The organism is Curtobacterium sp. MCBA15_012 (assembly GCF_001864935.2).
In the GTDB taxonomy this organism is placed as follows: Bacteria; Actinomycetota; Actinomycetes; order Actinomycetales; family Microbacteriaceae; genus Curtobacterium.
This window is the reverse complement of sequence record NZ_CP126267.1, coordinates 3251177-3266580: the sequence shown is the minus strand read 5'-3', so window position 1 is coordinate 3266580 and position 15404 is coordinate 3251177. Positions and strand designations below refer to the sequence as shown.

General features: G+C 73.0%; 17 protein-coding genes, 1 tRNA gene and 1 riboswitch. Of the genes, 6 read left to right on the top strand and 12 right to left on the bottom strand.

The window, feature by feature from the left end; all coding sequences use genetic code 11:
- Positions 1-23: 23 nt before the first annotated feature.
- From QOL15_RS15115 to QOL15_RS15095, 5 genes are all read right to left on the bottom strand, one after another.
- Positions 24-431, bottom strand: a complete 408-nt coding sequence (locus QOL15_RS15115; RefSeq protein WP_083230384.1) for a YrdB family protein — start codon at positions 429-431, stop codon at positions 24-26.
- A gap of 6 nt (positions 432-437) precedes the next feature.
- Positions 438-1298 (bottom strand): formyltetrahydrofolate deformylase, encoded by an 861-nt coding sequence (gene purU / locus QOL15_RS15110; RefSeq protein ID WP_071246169.1) that lies wholly within the window; start codon positions 1296-1298, stop codon positions 438-440.
- Between the two features lie 215 nt (positions 1299-1513).
- Positions 1514-2839: an MFS transporter gene (locus QOL15_RS15105; protein WP_302847147.1), complete on the bottom strand. Its 1326-nt coding sequence runs from the start codon at positions 2837-2839 to the stop codon at positions 1514-1516.
- 102 nt (positions 2840-2941) lie between these two features.
- A complete protein-coding gene (locus QOL15_RS15100) occupies positions 2942-3361 on the bottom strand; it encodes a MarR family winged helix-turn-helix transcriptional regulator (protein WP_071246171.1) in 420 nt (139 codons plus the stop codon).
- A 48-nt stretch (positions 3362-3409) separates the two neighbouring features.
- Positions 3410-3868, bottom strand: a complete 459-nt coding sequence (locus QOL15_RS15095; protein WP_171898827.1) for a MarR family winged helix-turn-helix transcriptional regulator — start codon at positions 3866-3868, stop codon at positions 3410-3412.
- 63 nt (positions 3869-3931) lie between these two features.
- Between QOL15_RS15095 and QOL15_RS15090 the strand changes: the two genes are divergently transcribed.
- Positions 3932-4804, top strand: coding sequence for an NAD(P)H-binding protein (locus tag QOL15_RS15090; RefSeq protein WP_071246173.1), 873 nt, complete (start codon positions 3932-3934; stop codon positions 4802-4804).
- A gap of 101 nt (positions 4805-4905) precedes the next feature.
- On the opposite strand, the gene QOL15_RS15085 is transcribed toward QOL15_RS15090, so the two are convergent.
- Together QOL15_RS15085 and clpS are read right to left on the bottom strand one after the other, a co-directional pair.
- Complete coding sequence (locus tag QOL15_RS15085) at positions 4906-5382, bottom strand: DUF2017 family protein (protein ID WP_071246175.1); 477 nt, start codon at positions 5380-5382, stop codon at positions 4906-4908.
- Entirely contained in the window at positions 5379-5678 is a 300-nt protein-coding gene (gene clpS / locus QOL15_RS15080) for an ATP-dependent Clp protease adapter ClpS (protein WP_065964248.1), read from the bottom strand. Before clpS ends, QOL15_RS15085 begins: the two co-directional genes overlap by 4 nt.
- Before the next feature lie 64 nt (positions 5679-5742).
- A riboswitch (ZMP/ZTP riboswitch) is annotated at positions 5743-5828 on the top strand.
- Between the two features lie 58 nt (positions 5829-5886).
- Here clpS and glyA point away from each other — a divergent pair.
- Positions 5887-7170 (top strand): serine hydroxymethyltransferase, encoded by a 1284-nt coding sequence (gene glyA / locus QOL15_RS15075; RefSeq protein ID WP_171898819.1) that lies wholly within the window; start codon positions 5887-5889, stop codon positions 7168-7170.
- A gap of 44 nt (positions 7171-7214) precedes the next feature.
- The gene (locus QOL15_RS15070; protein WP_254780240.1) at positions 7215-8126 is read left to right on the top strand and encodes a tetrahydrofolate dehydrogenase/cyclohydrolase catalytic domain-containing protein; all 912 of its coding nucleotides are present in this window, start codon (positions 7215-7217) and stop codon (positions 8124-8126) included.
- 496 nt (positions 8127-8622) lie between these two features.
- Here QOL15_RS15070 and galK read toward each other — a convergent pair whose 3' ends face one another.
- Together galK and galT are read right to left on the bottom strand one after the other, a co-directional pair.
- The gene (gene galK / locus QOL15_RS15065) at positions 8623-9759 is read right to left on the bottom strand and encodes a galactokinase (RefSeq protein ID WP_071246177.1); all 1137 of its coding nucleotides are present in this window, start codon (positions 9757-9759) and stop codon (positions 8623-8625) included.
- Complete coding sequence (gene galT / locus QOL15_RS15060; protein ID WP_071246179.1) at positions 9756-10853, bottom strand: galactose-1-phosphate uridylyltransferase; 1098 nt, start codon at positions 10851-10853, stop codon at positions 9756-9758. Before galT ends, galK begins: the two co-directional genes overlap by 4 nt.
- Positions 10854-10917: 64 nt before the next feature.
- On the opposite strand from galT, the gene QOL15_RS15055 reads away from it, so the two are divergent.
- Both QOL15_RS15055 and QOL15_RS15050 read left to right on the top strand, forming a co-directional pair.
- The gene (locus QOL15_RS15055) at positions 10918-11802 is read left to right on the top strand and encodes a DeoR/GlpR family DNA-binding transcription regulator (protein WP_065964239.1); all 885 of its coding nucleotides are present in this window, start codon (positions 10918-10920) and stop codon (positions 11800-11802) included.
- Positions 11799-12734, top strand: a complete 936-nt coding sequence (locus QOL15_RS15050) for an aldose 1-epimerase family protein (RefSeq protein ID WP_065964236.1) — start codon at positions 11799-11801, stop codon at positions 12732-12734. Before QOL15_RS15055 ends, QOL15_RS15050 begins: the two co-directional genes overlap by 4 nt.
- Positions 12735-12970: 236 nt before the next feature.
- Here QOL15_RS15050 and QOL15_RS15045 read toward each other — a convergent pair whose 3' ends face one another.
- From QOL15_RS15045 to QOL15_RS15035, 3 genes are all read right to left on the bottom strand, one after another.
- Entirely contained in the window at positions 12971-13291 is a 321-nt protein-coding gene (locus QOL15_RS15045; protein WP_065964234.1) for a hypothetical protein, read from the bottom strand.
- 334 nt (positions 13292-13625) lie between these two features.
- Positions 13626-13698, bottom strand: a tRNA-Lys gene (locus tag QOL15_RS15040).
- A 54-nt stretch (positions 13699-13752) separates the two neighbouring features.
- Positions 13753-13914: a DUF2207 domain-containing protein gene (locus QOL15_RS15035; RefSeq protein ID WP_139197360.1), complete on the bottom strand. Its 162-nt coding sequence runs from the start codon at positions 13912-13914 to the stop codon at positions 13753-13755.
- A gap of 126 nt (positions 13915-14040) precedes the next feature.
- Between QOL15_RS15035 and QOL15_RS15030 the strand changes: the two genes are divergently transcribed.
- Positions 14041-14670, top strand: a complete 630-nt coding sequence (locus QOL15_RS15030; protein WP_065964232.1) for a DNA-directed RNA polymerase subunit beta — start codon at positions 14041-14043, stop codon at positions 14668-14670.
- The last annotated feature ends 734 nt before the right edge of the window (positions 14671-15404 follow it).

Here is a 15404-nt window from a genome sequence, read left to right as displayed (position 1 = left end):
CCGGCCGGCGCCGGACGCGTCGCTCACGCCGTCTCCCGACGGAACGCGACCACCCCGGACACCGCCGCCACCAGCACGAACACGAGCCCGACCACCGGCAGCCCGATCGACACCCAGCACGCTGCGGCGGCCACGACCAGCGCGGTCTCGACGATCACCTTGCCGACGACGTCGGTGTCGATCGGCGACCGCGGCGACCGGAAGAAGAACCACACGACGGCGGCGAACAGCGGCGCCCCGACCATGAACAGGTACCCGGGCCAGGGCAGGATCCACGACCAGTAGCCCCAGATCGCGAGCGACAGCAGGCCGAACGCGCACACGACGATGCGCAGGACGCCCCACCCGTCCAGGCGGTGACGGGGCGCTGCCGGGTCGACGGGCGGTGGGACCTCGCCCCAGTCGACGGGGCTCTGCGGTGCGTTCGTCATGCGGTCCTACCTGAAGATGATGGTGCGGGCGCCGTCCAGGAGCACGCGGTCCTCGGCGATCCAGCGGACCGCCTGGGTGAGGGTGCGGGACTCTTCGTCCTGGCCGATGGACACGAGCTCGGACGGGTCCTTCGTGTGGTCGACCCGGACGACGTTCTGCTCGATGATCGGGCCCTCGTCGAGGTCGCTCGTCACGAAGTGCGCCGTCGCGCCGATGAGCTTCACGCCCCGCGCGTGCGCCTGCCGGTAGGGGTTCGCGCCCTTGAAACCCGGCAGGAAGGAGTGGTGGATGTTGACGGCGCGGCCCTCGAGCGCGGCGCAGAGCTCCGGCGACAGGATCTGCATGTACCGCGCCAGGACGACGAGTTCGATGTCGTGCTCGTCCACGGCGTCGAGGATGCGCTGCTCCATCGCCTGCTTCGACGCCGGGTCGGTGACCGGACGGTGCTCGAACGGCACCGAGTAGAACGCGGCCAGCTCGGACAGGTCGGGGTGGTTCGACAGGACGAGCGGCACCTCGATCGGGAGCTGCCCGCCGCGCTGCCGGTACAGCAGGTCGTTCAGGCAGTGCCCGGCCTTCGACACGAGCACGAGCGTGCGGAGCGGCCGACCGACGACGTCGAGCTGCACGCGGGCGTCGTACCGCTCGACCACGGGCGCGAGGGCCTGCTCGAACGCGGCGCGGTCGACCGGCGCCATCACCTGCAGGCGCATGAAGAACGTGTTCGTGTCGGCGCTCGAGAACTGCTGCGACTCGGTGATGTTGCCGTTCGCCGCCACGACGGCTCCGGAGACGGCGTGCACGATCCCTGGCCGGTCGTCGCAGACGAGCGTGAGGGTCCAGTGCGTGGGGGTCGGGTCGGTCACCGGATCAGGGTACCGGGCGCGGTGCGCCCGTCCGCGGTCGGGTGCGTCCCCGGCCCCGCCCCCGTTCCCGTCCCCGTCCCCCCCCCCCCGTCTGCGTTCCCGTCCCCCGTCCCCCGTCCCCCGTCCCCGTCCCGGGATGGAGCAGGAAACGTCGGGTGGCGGCCGGTCACTCGACGTTTCCTGCTCCATCCGCGCGGCCGGGAGGCGCGGCCCGCTCAGCGCGCGTCGGCCCGGGCGAGCGCACGGTCGGCGAGCGTCAGCACGGACAGCAGCACCGCGACCCCGAGCATCACCCACGCGAGCACGTGCAGGTCCGGCGTGGTCGGGGCCTGGCCGAACACCCCGCCGATGAGCGAGGACGCCGCGATCGCCCCGATGTAGATGCTCGTCCGGGACAGCCCCGCCGCGGTCCCGATGTACTCCGACGGCACGACCCGGTACAGCGCCGCCTGGTTCGACACCGAGGCCAGGGCCTGCGGCACCCCGAACAGCGCCGGCACCACGAGCAGCAGCACGAGCGGCGACCCGGCGTGCAGGAACAGCAGGAGCGCGGCGCCGACGAGCGGGACGAGCGCCGCGACGACGAGGGGTCGGCGCACCGCGGTCCTCCGGGCGACCAGGAACGACACGACGCCGGCGACCACCGCGGCCGGGAGCTGCAGGTACCCGGCGACGTCGCTCGGGTAGCCCGCGACGTCCTGCACCCACTGCGAGAACCCGTACGTCATCGTGTACGCGAGCAGGTACGTCAGGAAGAGCCGGGCGTACGTGCGCGACAGGGCACCGTTCCGGGCGAGCAGGCGCACGTCGACGAAGGGCCGCACGGCGCGGAGTTCCCAGAGGACGAGGGCGACGAGCAGCGCCACCGCGACGCCGAGCAGCCACCACCAGCCCTGCCGCAGGTCGAGCAGGAACACGAGCAGCGCCGACACCGTCCCGGTGGTGAGCAGCATGCCGACCGGGTCGAGCGCCGTGCGCACCGGCAGCTCGTCGGGGTCGCGCGGGCGGAGCCGGTCCGAGGGCAACCACAGCGCAGCGACCACGATCCCGAACACCGCGAGCGGCACGTTGACGAGGAAGATCGCGTGCCAGCCGAACGCCGCGACGAGGACCCCGCCGAGGGGTGGCCCCGCGGCGGCGGACACGAGCGAGGTGATCGACAGCGCGCCGAGGACGAGCGGCGGCGTCGGCTTGCCGATCCGGGCCGAGTGCTGCCGCAGCGTGGTGAGCGCCGCCGGGTACGCGGAGGACGTCCCGATCCCGATGAGCACCCGCGCGGTGATCGCGCCGCCGAAGCCCGTCAGCAGCTCGGGCACGACGCCGGCGACACCGACGATGACGAGTCCGGTGAGGAACACCTTCTTCGGCCCGAACCGGTCGGCGAGCTTGCCCATCGTCGGCTGGGCCACCGCGCTCGCCAGGTACAGGGCGGCGACGAGCCAGATCGCCTGCGACGCCCCGATGCCGAGGTCGCGCGAGATCGGGGCGAGGGCGACGGCGACCATCGTGGTGTTGATCGGGTTGAGGAGCGGCCCGACCAGGACGGGGACGAGGAGCTTGGCGCCGAAGCCGCTCCCGGTGGTCGGGACGGCACCGGTGTCGGGACGGTTCGCGGTGGTGGGCGTGGCGGGCTTCTTCCTGGGTCAGGGTTCGGTGAGCGGGGCGAGCAGCGCGACGGCCTGGGCGACCGTGTCGCGGTCGGCGTCGGACAGGGTCGCGAGTCGCTCGGCGAGGACGCCCGTGCGGGTCGACCAGGCCTCCTCGCGGGCGCGTTCCCCGGTCTCGGTGGCGCGGACGAGGGTGCGACGCCCGTCGGCGGGGTCCGGTCGTCGCTCCGCCAGGCCGAGGTCGACGAGTGCCTGGACGGTCGCGCCCATGGACTGCGGTCGGACGCCCTCGGCGCGGGCGAGGTCGGCGACCGTCGCCTCGCCGTACCGCAGCAGTCGGCCGAGTGCGGCGGTCTGCGACGCGGTCACCTCGTCGGCCTTGCCCGTGAGCAGGGTCCGCCGGATGCGGCCGTGCAGGGTCAGCAGGTCGACCGCGAGTGCGACGTGTGGTTCCACACCGGAACGATAATCCTCGACAGCCGAACTTGCAAGGTTGCCTGTCGATCAGGCGACGCCGTCCGCCCCCTCGGCGGTCGCGTTCCCGCTCGTGAACGGCCGGAGCGCAGCCGCGACGGCCGTGCCGCCGTCCGGGAACCACGCGTTGCTCGCCTGCGCGATCGGCCACGCGGCCGCCAGCAGCTCGCGTCCGGCGGGCGTCAGGTGCAGCCGGGAGGCGCGTCCCCGGCCCGGCGCGGCGCCCCGCTCGACCAGTCCCCGCGTCCCGAGCGCGGCCACCAGCGTCGCCGTGCTCTGCGGGCGGATCCCGACGGCCCGGGCGAGGTCGGCCTGGCTGAGGTGGTCGGCGGCGGCGAGCTGGACGAGTGCGCCGAACTCGACGGGGGTCAGGTCGAGGTGCGCGAGGTCCTCGCCGAGGCGGCGGGCGAGTTCGCGGGCGGCTCGGACCACCGTCCACGCGGCGATCGCGTCGATGTCGTCGGGGGTCACCGAGCCGTCACTTGACACGACTCCAGGGTACCGGCGTACGGTCGAGTAACAGAAAACTGATTCTTGGACGGAGGACCGAGCATGACCGACACGATCGCGATCACCGGCGTCACCGGGGACGTCGGCGGGAAGACCCTCGCCCTGCTGCACGCGTCCGGGGCGGACGTCCGCGCCGTCGTCCGGCGTTCCGAGCAGGCCGACCGCCTGCGGGAGCGCGGCGTCGACGCGCGCCTCGCCGACCTCGACGACGTCGATGCGCTCACGCGCGCCCTCGACGGCGTCGACCGGTTCTTCCTCGTCACGCCGGTCAGCGAGCGGCAGGCCGAGCAGGGCGAGGCCGGGGTCCGGGCAGCGCAGCGCGCCGGGGTCCCGCGGATCGTGCACCTGTCCGGCGGGGACGCGGCCGAGCACTCGCCGATGCCGTGGGCTGCTGCCGCCTGGCGGACGGACCGGCTCGTGCGCGAGAGCGGGCTCGCCTGGACGATCCTGCACCCCTCGGCGTTCATGACGAACCTCGTGCCCTCGGCCCCGGCGATCCGACGCGGCTGGTACCCGCACACCACCGGGCGGGGTCGGGCGGGCTGGATCGACACCGTCGACATCGCCCGGACCGCGGCCGCAGTGCTGACGAGCGACGACCACGACGGCACCGAACCCGTCCTCACCGGTCCGCGCGCGCTCGACGCCGCGGGCATCGCCGGTGAGCTCTCCGCCGGGCTCGGCCGACGCGTCCGCCCGCTGCACCTGCCGAGCCGGGTGTACCGCGCGGTGGTCCGGGCCGGCGGCGTGCCCGCGTGGCAGGCCGAGGGGCTGCGCCAGCAGTTCGGCCGGGTGCTCCGCCGCGGCCTCGACGGCGTCGACGTGATGAGCGACGACGTGAGCCGGATCACGGGCACCGCGCCCCGGTCCCTCCGGGAGTGGGCGGCGGACCACCGCGGGGAACTGATGGAGTGACCCGGTGCGGCGGAGCCGGGGCGGGCCTCCCGTCCGTCCACCGCGGGGAGCCGACGGGGTGACCGACGGGGCGGGGGCGGGCCGCGCCTCCCGTCCGTCCGTCAGCGCTGGGAGGTGAGCGAGGTGACCAGGTGTTCCTGCACGTACCCGACCCAGTCGTACACGTCACGGAGGCCGACACCGGCGTCACCGGTGTACGACGCCTCCTCGGAGGCGGCGTCCACGATGCCGAGCCGCTCGGCGATCGTCAGCCGCAGGTCGGTCAGGGCGCGCAGCCAGGCCTGCTCGTCCTCGGCGGTCAGGGCGCCGTCGTGGGCACCCGTCAGCCAGGCGTGCACGGTGCCCGCGTTCGTCGTCTTCTGGGCGAGCAGGTCGGAGCGGGTGTACTTCGCGAACTCCGCGCTCGCCTCGGCGTCACCCGGGTAGGCCTCGGGGAACATCCGCGCCGACACCGGGTCGGCGGCCAGGTCGCCCTCGAGCACCTGCTGCAGCTGCTCGACGAGGCTCGCGAGGACGCTGCGCTCGCCGGAGGACATCCCGAGGTGCAGGCCGTCGGCGCGGCGGACGAACGGGATCACGCGTCCGCTCCCGGTGCGCGTTCGACGGTCGCCTGGAGGCCGTAGCCGTGCATCGCCTCGACGTGGCGTTCCATCGCCTCGCGGGCACCCGACGCGACGACCGCCCGGCCGTCCTCGTGCACCTGCCGCATCAGCCGGTCGGCCCGGTCGCGCCCGAACCCGAAGTACGTCTGGAAGACGTAGGTGACGTACGACATGAGGTTCACCGGGTCGTCCCACACCACGGTCGTCCACGGGACGTCGTGGCGGGCGCGCAGGTCGGTGCGCTCGTCGAGGTCGGGGCTCGCCAGGCTCATGCGACGACGAGGCTGCTCGGGTTCATGTGGACAAGGGTGACACGGACCGGGCCGCTCGGTACGATCGGGGGGTCGCGACTGGCGTTGGATGGGTCACCATCGGGGAGCGACACCTGACACGGAGCGCAGCCGTACGCCTGGGCCGCGCCCAACCGTCCACCACGTCGTGCACGCGCGCGACGGAACGACAACGAGGAGTCCCGTGTCCATCACCGACCTGTCGCCCACCGCGACCCAGTCGTCCTTCAACGCCCCCCTCTCCGAGGTCGACCCGGAGATCGCCGCCGTCCTGCAGCAGGAGCTCGGCCGGCAGCGCGACTTCCTCGAGATGATCGCGTCCGAGAACTTCGTGCCGCGCGCGATCCTCGAGTCCCAGGGCTCGGTGCTCACGAACAAGTACGCCGAGGGCTACCCCGGCAAGCGCTACTACGGCGGCTGCGAGTACGTCGACGTCGCCGAGCAGCTCGCCATCGACCGTGCGAAGGCCCTGTTCGGCGCCGCGTACGCGAACGTGCAGCCGCACTCCGGTGCCACCGCGAACGCCGCGGTCCTGCACGCCATCGCCAGCGCCGGGGACACCATCCTCGGCCTCGAGCTCGCACACGGCGGGCACCTGACCCACGGCATGAAGCTCAACTTCTCCGGCCGCATCTACAACGCGGTCTCGTACGGCGTCGACCCCGAGACCTTCGAGGTCGACTACGACGACATCCGCGCCAAGGCGATCGAGCACCAGCCGAAGGTCCTCATCGCGGGCTGGTCGGCGTACCCCCGCCAGCTCGACTTCGCCAAGTTCCGCGAGATCGCCGACGAGGTCGGCGCGAAGCTCTGGGTCGACATGGCGCACTTCGCCGGTCTCGTCGCCGCGGGTCTGCACCCCTCGCCCGTCCCGCACGCACACGTCGTGTCCTCGACCGTGCACAAGACGCTCGCCGGTCCCCGCTCGGGCATCATCCTGTCGAACGACGAGACGCTGTTCAAGAAGCTCAACTCGGCCGTGTTCCCGGGCCAGCAGGGCGGCCCGCTGATGCACGTCATCGCGGCGAAGGCCACCGCGTTCCTCCTCGCCGGCACCCCGGAGTTCAAGGACCGCCAGGAGCGCACCATCCGCGGTGCGCAGGCGCTCGCCGCCCGGCTCACGCAGCCCGACGCCAAGGCCGCCGGCATCGACGTCCTCACCGGCGGCACCGACGTGCACCTGGTGCTCGTCGACCTGCGCGAGTCCGAGGTCGACGGCAAGCAGGCCGAGGACCTCCTGCACGAGGTCGGCATCACCGTGAACCGCAACTCCGTGCCGTTCGACCCGCGCCCGCCGATGGTCACCTCGGGTGTCCGCATCGGCACCTCGGCGCTGGCGACCCGCGGCTTCGGCGACGCCGAGTTCGCCGAGGTGGCGGACGTCATCGCGCTGACGCTCATGCCGAACCCGGACGTCGCAGCGCTCTCGGCCCGGGTGAAGGCCCTGACCGACGCGTTCCCGCTCTACGCGTGAGCGGCGCCGTGGCCGATGGTCGCGTGGAGGGCGCCGTGGCCGACCTGCCGCGCGCGCTGTGGGCGGGGGAGGGCTCTGCCGTCCGCATCGACGGCACCGCCCTCGCCGCCCGCACGCTCGACGACCTGAAGGTCCGCATCGACCGGTTGCACGACCACGGCTTCCGGCCCGGACTCGGCACGATCATGGTCGGGCAGAACCCCGGCTCGGTGTCGTACGTCGCGGGCAAGCACCGTGACTCGGCGCAGATCGGGCTCGACTCGATCCGCATCGACCTGCCCGAGACCGCGAGTGCGGCGGACATCCGCGCGGCGATCCTGCAGATGAACGACGACCCCCGGGTCACCGCGTTCATCGTGCAGCTGCCGCTCCCGCAGGGCATCGACCCCATCCCGATGCTCGAGCTGATGAACCCCGCCAAGGACGCCGACGGCCTGCACCCGACGAACCTCGGCGAGCTCGTCCTCGCGGTCCCCGGTGGTGCGGGCACGATCGACGCCCCGCTGCCGTGCACCCCGCGCGGCATCGTCGCGATGCTCGAGGCGTACGACGTCCCGATCCGCGGTCGGCACGTCACGATCATCGGGCAGGGACTGACCGTCGGCCGGCCGCTCGGCCTGCTGCTCACCCGCCTCGAGGCCACCGCGACCCTGACGCACTCGCTGACCGAGGACGTCGCGGCCGAGTGCCGTCGCGCCGACATCATCGTCGCCGCGGCCGGGGTCGCCGGACTCGTGCAGCCGGACTGGGTCAAGCCCGGTGCGGCCGTGATCGACGTCGGCATCAGCCGGGTCCTCGACGAGGGCACCGGCAAGGCGAAGCTCCGCGGCGACGTCGACCCCGCGGTCGCGTCGGTCGCCGGGTTCCTGTCGCCGACGCCGGGCGGGGTCGGCCCGATGACCCGCGCGATGCTCATGAAGAACGTGGTCGAGGCCGCGGAGCGCCACCTGCACTAGGCGGGCGGGGGCGCTCGGGTGCGCTCGCCTGCGCTCGCGCTGGTGCTGGCGCCGGCGCTCGGCTGCGGTCGGTGGGGCCTGCGCTCGGGTGCGGTCGGCGAGGCCTGCGCCCGGCGTTGGCGCCGGCGTCGGTCGTCTCCCATGCGGAAGCGACAGATCACGCCCGCCGATCGCCGTCCTCCTCGCGGAAGCGACAGATCCTGGCGGAACATCCGCCAGGATCTGTCGCTTTCACGATGCCGGTGAGCCGCCAGCCCGCCGGACGGGAGGCGCGGCGGGGGCCCGCCACGCGCCTCCCGTCCGCCGTCTCGCTGCCGGACGACGTCCGCGCGTCCCGCACAACAGGAAGCAGCTCGCACCACGGAATTCCGTGGTGCGAGCTGCTTCCTGTTGTGCTGAGGCAGTTCGAACCGCAGCGCGCGCTTCGCGCCGCGCGCGCCAAGCGCGCACCGCGCGCCAAGCGCGCCGCGCGCGCCAAGCGCGCGCCCCGCAGACGTCAGTCGAGCCGCGCGCCCTGCGCCGCGTGCACGGTGAACACGTTCGGCTCGCGGTACCCGGCCGCGGCGAACGCGGCGGTGACGGCCGCGGAGACGCGGTCACGCGCCTCCCGGTCGACCAGCGCGATCGCGGCACCACCGAAGCCGCCGCCGGTCATGCGCGCGCCGACGGCACCGTGCTCCATCGCGGTCGAGACGGCCAGGTCGAGCTCCGGCACCGAGATCTCGAAGTCGTCGCGCATCGAGGCGTGCGAGGCGACGAGCAGGTCGCCGATCGCGCGCGGTCCCTGCTCGCGCAGCGTGCGGACGGTGTCGAGGACGCGCTGGTCCTCGGTGACGACGTGCCGGACGCGTCGGAAGGTCTCGTCGTCGAGCAGCTCCTGGGCACGCGGGAGGTCGTCGACCGACAGGTCGCGCAGCGCCTCGACGCCCATCGCCGCCGCACCGCGCTCGCACGAGTCGCGCCGGGCCTTGTACCCGCCCGTGGCGTGTGCGTGCTCGACGCGGGTGTCGACCACGAGGACCTCGAGGCCGTTCGCCTCGAGCGCCAGGTCGACCACGGCGGTGTCGAGGGTGCGGCAGTCCAGGAACACGACCGCGTCCTGCTCGCCGAGGAGCGACGCGGACTGGTCCATGATCCCGGTCGGGGCGCCGACGGCGTGGTTCTCGGAGTACTGCCCGACGCGCGCCAGCTGCTTGCGCGAGAGCCCGAGGTCCCAGAGGTCGGTGAACGCCAGTGCGACGCCGCACTCGATCGCGGCGCTCGACGAGAGCCCCGCGCCCACCGGCACGTCGGAGTCGATGAACACGTCGAACCCGGTCACGCCGGACAGGTCCGCACCGGCCTGCTCGCGGAGCGCCCAGGCGATGCCGAAGACGTACGCCGACCAGCCGTCCATGCGCGACGGGTCGAGCTCGTCGAGGGACAGCTCGTGCACCGCGTCCGGCTCGAAGGCCGAGGCGACGCGGATCAGGCGGTCCTCGCGCGGGGTGATCGACGCGACCGTGCGGCGGTCGATCGCGAACGGCAGCACGTAGCCGTCGTTGTAGTCGGTGTGCTCGCCGATGAGGTTGACGCGACCGGGTGCGGAGTACCGCACTGCCGGCTCGTACCCGTAGACCTGCTGGAACGTCATGCGCGCTCGATCCCTCCTCGGATGAACTCGGCGGCCTTCTCGGGCACGAGGTCCCCGATCCAGGCGCCCATGGCGGCTTCGCTGCCGGCCAGGAACTTCAGCTTGTCCGCCGCACGACGCGGCGACGTGATCTGCAGCATGAGCCGCACGGTGTCCCGGCCGACGTGGACCGGGGCCTGGTGCCAGGCGGCGATGTACGGCGTCGGGGTGTCGTACAGCGCGTCGAGCCCGCGGGTCAGGCGGAGGTGCATCGACGCGAGCTCGTCCTTCTCGGCGTCGGTCAGCCCGGCGAAGTCCGGCACGTGCCGGTGCGGCAGCATGTGGACCTCGATCGGCCAGCGCGCGGCGAACGGCACGAAGGCCGTGAAGTGCTCGCCCTGCAGCACCACGCGCTCCGAGGCCCGCTCGTTCGCCAGGTGCTGCTCGAACAGGTCGGGGCCGAAGCGCTCGATCGACGCGAGCAGACGCTGCGTGCGCGGGGTGACGTACGGGTACGAGTAGATCTGCCCGTGCGGGTGGTGCAGCGTGACGCCGATCGCCTCGCCGCGGTTCTCGAACGGGAACACCTGCTGGATGCCGGGCATCGCCGACAGGGCAGCGGTGCGGTCCGCCCAGGCCTCGACGACGGTGCGCGCGCGCGACTCCGTGATCGACGCGAAGGAGCCCTCGGTCGCGGGCGAGAAGCACACGACCTCGCACCGACCGACGCTCCGGAGCTGTCGGTTCAGGCCGACGTCGGACAGCGACTCGAGCGACTCGGGGGCGTCGTCTGCCTCGAGCAGGGGGCCGAACGAGGGCGACCGGTTCTCGAACACCGCGACGTCGTAGCGGCTCGGGATCTCGGAGGGGTTCGCGGGCGTCTGCGGCGCCAGCGGGTCCTGGTCGGCCGGCGGCAGGAACACCCGGTTCTGCCGGCTCGCCGCGATCGACACCCACTCGCCCGTGAGGACGTCCTGTCGCATCCGCGCGGTCTCGGGGCGGGGGTCGAGGACACGCGCGTCGATGCTGCGCTCGGCGGGCAGCTGCGTGTCGGCGTCGTCGAAGTAGATGAGCTCGCGGCCGTCGGCGAGCGTCGTCACGCGCTTGGTGATCACCGGCTCACACTAGCAAGCAACCGAAGCGTTGCGAAAGCCTGCGGAAGTGCGCGAAGCTAGCCCGGTGCGCGACGACGACCTCTTCCTCGCCGGATCCCTGCCAGCGCCGCTCCGGCAGGACCGGATCGTGTCGATCGTCGAGGGCGCGCCCGGACTCGTCCGCACGGCATCGCTCGCCGCCGCCCTGGGCACGAGTGAGGTGACGGTCCGCCAGGACCTCGCCACACTCGACCTGGAGGCGCGGATCCGGCGGGTGCGCGGCGGTGCGGTCCGCCTCGGGGCCGGTCCGGGCGAGCGCCCCCTCGAGGAGACCGCGGTCGAGCACCAGGTCGCGAAGGCCGCGATCGGCCGCGCTGCGGCCGACCTCGTCCGGTCCGGGCAGTGCGTGGTCCTCGACGTCGGGACGACGCCCGCCGCCGTGGCCGAGGCGCTCGTGGCCCGCGCCGACCTGGTCGACGTGACCGTCGTGACGAACTCGCTGACGACCGCACTGGCGCTCGAACGCGCCGTGCCGCGGTTCACGGTCGTGGTGACCGGCGGGACCCTGCGTCCGCTCCAGCACTCCCTGGTCGCACCGCTGAACAACGCCGTGCTGCCGATGATCGCCGCCGACGTGGCGTTCCTCGGCGGGACGGGGCTCGACGTCGAGCACGGGCTCACCAACGTCAACCTGCCCGAGGCCGAGGCCAAGCGGATGCTCGCCGCGACCGCACGGCGTACGGTCGTGGTGGTCGACGGATCGAAGTTCGACCGGGCACACCTCGGTGTCGTCCGGGCACTCCGGGACATCGACGTGGTCGTCACCGCGGACGCCCCGGCCGAGGCGGTCGAACGGGTCCGGTCCGCCGGGGTCGAGGTGGTCGTCGCCGACGGGGGAGCGCCACCGGCAGACGGACCGACTCCGACACCAGCACCAGACCGACCCGCAGGGAAGGACGACACCGCATGACCGCAGCAGCACCGACCGGAGGGCAGTACCGCCTCCACCACGCCGGACCGGACGGCGTCGTCGAGGCCGTCGTCACCGAGGTCGCCGCGGGCATCCGCGAACTCCGGGTCGCGGGCTTCGACCTCACCGAGCCGTTCCCGGTGACCTCGCTGCCGCCCGGCGCGGACGGCATCGTGCTCGTGCCGTGGCCGAACCGGGTCGCCGGCGCCGTGTGGGAGCTCGACGGCAAGCGCCAGCAGTTGGACGTCACCGAGCCCAAGTACGGCAACGCATCCCACGGGCTGCTGCGGTTCTCGCCGTACCGCGTGGTGTCGCAGACCGAGTCGGGGATCGAGCAGCAGGCGACGATCCACCCGCAGCACGGGTGGCCGTTCACCCTCGAGACCCGCGTGCACCACGAGCTCGTCGACGACGGGATCCGGGTGACCCACACGATCGTGAACCGCTCCGGCGTTCGGGCTCCGTTCGCGGTCGGGGCGCACCCCTACCTCCGCGCCGGCGACACCCCCGCCGAGGACCTCGTCGTGACCCTGGACGCCGCGACGGCCTTCACGGTCGACGAGCACAAGATCCCGGACGGCACCGTCGACGTCGCGGGGACGCCCTACGACCTCCGCGGCGGGGTGCGCGCGGGGGACGCCGACCTCGACACCGCGTACCGGGACGTCACGCCCGACGCCGAGGGTGTGCGGCGCACGACGTTGCGCGGCCCCGAGGGTGACGGTGTCGAGCTGTGGCAGGACGCGTCGTTCCCGTACGTGCAGGTGTTCACCTCGCGCGAGTTCCCGCGCGGGGAGGGCACCGGGCTCGCCGTGGCCGTCGAGCCGATGACCGCGCCGGCGAACGCGCTGAACTCCGGCGAGGGGCTGCGGTGGCTCGAGCCCGACGAGTCGTGGACCGGTACGTGGGGGATCCGCCGCGTCTGGTCCTGACGGACGGGCCGGTACGACACCGGCGACCACACGACGAAGGCCACCCCGCGGGGTGGCCTTCGTCGTGTGCGGTGTGCGATGCGTGCTGTGGGCCGTGCGTGCCCTGTGCGCGCTGTGGGCACTGTGGTGCCGGGCGCGGGAAGGGTCCGGTTGTCGGACTGCCGTCGGTCGCGCCCTCGTCGTCTGGACCGGGGCTGTGGGCGGCTGCGCGCCGGCTCGGGAACCGCGGTCGCCGCTCAGGCGCGGCGCATGCGGAGCGCCTCGATCGCGAGCGCCTCGGTGCCGTAGCGGCCGACCTCCTGCGCCCAGGCCGGGTCGTCCCCGCGGAGCGCGACGTACTCGGACTGCTGACGGCAGACGTAGCCGAGGACGGTCGTGGCGGTCGCGACCTCGACGAAGTCGTCGCGGATGTGCCGTGCGGTGACCTGCGCGTTGCGGCGCAGGGTGTCGAGGAGGAGCTGGTTGCTCATGCTGGTGTTCGTCGCTGCGGCGAGCTCGACGATGCGGCGCGCGTCACCGGTGGTGCTGGCTCGCGTGGCGTCGATGTGCTCGGTCACGGTGTACCCCGTTCGTTCTCGTGGTGCTGGTGTCTCGTGATCCCGGTGGTCGGGACCGGAGACGACACTATCGGCGGCAGATCGGCAAACCGCTGAACGGGGACTGGACTGTGCGATGTGCGCACCATGAACATGCTGAACCCGGGTTGTACCCCGAACGGGCCGGGAGTGCTGCTCGCGCGGGCCAGAGATCAGGAGAAGGGGTGGGCCCCGTGGGGCTCGAACCCACGACCCTTGGATGAAAAGGCGGAGCTCGGGAGACTGTGGGGTGGGCCCCGTGGGGCTCGAACCCACGACCCTCGGATGAAAAGGCGGAGCTCGGGAGACTTTGGGGTGGGCCCCGTGGGGCTCGAACCCACGACCCTCGGATTAAAAGTCCGGTGCTCTACCAACTGAGCTAGAGGCCCTCACCCGCAAGGCTAGCGGGTGAGGGCCTCTCGTTCGTGCGGGTGCGGGACGACTCAGCTGCGCCGGCCCGTCAGGGTGCGGAGGAGCCACATGACCACTGCGATGACGAGCAGCACGATGCCGACCCACAGCAGGAACTTCAGGCTCGCGGTGAAGCCACCGACGAACAGCAGGACGACCGCGATCACGGCCAGGATGACGAGCAGGGCGTTCATGGAGCTTCCTCTTGTCGACGTGCGGGAGAGGTTCCTCCCTGCGCGAGTACGGTACGCGGATCCGGCCGGTTGCGTTCTCGGCGAACGGCAGGCGTCGGCGTCACCGGCCGCGCCTACACTGCCCGGGTGCCTCGCGATCACCACCGTCCCGTCCACTTCACCGACCAGGAGTTCGCCGCGCTCCCGGGTGGCGAGGACCCCGCGGTCGTGAACCGGGTGGCGCACGAGACGGCGAACGCGCTGCTGCACCGGGTGCGTCAGGACCCGGACCCGGCCGTGGTCGAGCGGCTCGTCACCTACACGGACGTGCACGGCATCGACGCGATCGCCGAGCTGTGGGCGCGCGTCGGGGCGCACACCCTGCCGGGGGCGCTCTGGCGCATCTACCTGGTGCGGACGGTGATCCGGCAGAACCCCGACGAGATCGCGTACTTCTTCCAGCGCGGCGCCGAGCGGATCGGCACGATCGACCAGGCGGTGGCGGGTGCCGAGCAGCCCACGGGTCCGGCGGAGATCCTCACGCTCGCCGACCGCATCCTGCACGGTCTGTACACGGGCGACCTCGCGGTGGCGCTCGATCGTGGTGCGGCGTTCTGTCGGCTGACGGCGGCCGGTGCGACCTCGGTGGCGGACGACGCCGACCTGACCGCGGGGGACCGGGCCGCCGAGCTGACGCAGCGGGCCCTGCGACTCGTCGAGCTCGCGGCGGACCTGACCGAGGCGGCGTCGCTCTGGCGCCGCGACAGCCTGGACTGACCACCTGCCGCGGGGCGGATCGCCCTGCCGACCGCTCGCGGAGGTGCGCCAGGCGCCGGACACGAGCCGCGCCTCCAGGCCGACGCACCGACGAACCGACGGCGGACGATCGGCGCACGACGGCGGAAGACCGACGCAGCGACGGCGGCAGACCGACCTGAGTCGACAGCCGGAACCGGCCGACCGGCCCCGGACATGCGAAGACCGGGCCGCAGAAGCGCCTCTCGGCGCGAGGCCGCTCGAAGCGGCGAATTTTGGAGCCCGGGGCTTGCTGCGGCCCGGCGACACCAACTGTACGAGACACCCGCTGCGCGTGTGCGCGTGTTCACTCTCGGTGGACACGGAGCGCGGTCGGGCGTGCCGCGGACAGGCCCGCCGACCGGCACACGGCCAGGCCCGGCGACAGGCACACGGCCAGGCCCGGCGACAGGCGCACGGTCACGCGGTCAGGCCCGCCGACAGGCACACGGTCAGGCCCGCCGACAGGCACACGGTCAGGCCCGCCGACAAGCCGCAGGCAGGCACACCGCCGGGCCCAGCGGCACCGACCGCAGATCGCCCCAATCCGCCGCAGCCCCCGCACCGAACAACTGGTGTGACGCTCCTCGCGGACGTCGCAGCGGGGGCTCGTGTGACCCGGTCCGGTACCCGCCGGTCAATTCCCTGCGGGTCCTGCGGCCCCCGCCCCTGTACCCACCGAACGCCGCCGCGAGGAACACGACACCTGCACCCGA

Coding starts and splice junctions, on each gene's coding strand:
- QOL15_RS15115 (WP_083230384.1), bottom strand. CDS start 431: ATGACGAACGCACCGCAGAGCCCCGTCGACTGGGGCGAGGTCCCACCG.
- clpS (WP_065964248.1), bottom strand. CDS start 5,678: ATGAGCCTGGCGAGCCCCGACCTCGACGAGCGCACCGACCTGCGCGCC.
- QOL15_RS15050 (WP_065964236.1), top strand. CDS start 11,799: ATGACCGCAGCAGCACCGACCGGAGGGCAGTACCGCCTCCACCACGCC.
- QOL15_RS15090 (WP_071246173.1), top strand. CDS start 3,932: ATGACCGACACGATCGCGATCACCGGCGTCACCGGGGACGTCGGCGGG.
- QOL15_RS15035 (WP_139197360.1), bottom strand. CDS start 13,914: ATGAACGCCCTGCTCGTCATCCTGGCCGTGATCGCGGTCGTCCTGCTG.
- galK (WP_071246177.1), bottom strand. CDS start 9,759: ATGACGTTCCAGCAGGTCTACGGGTACGAGCCGGCAGTGCGGTACTCC.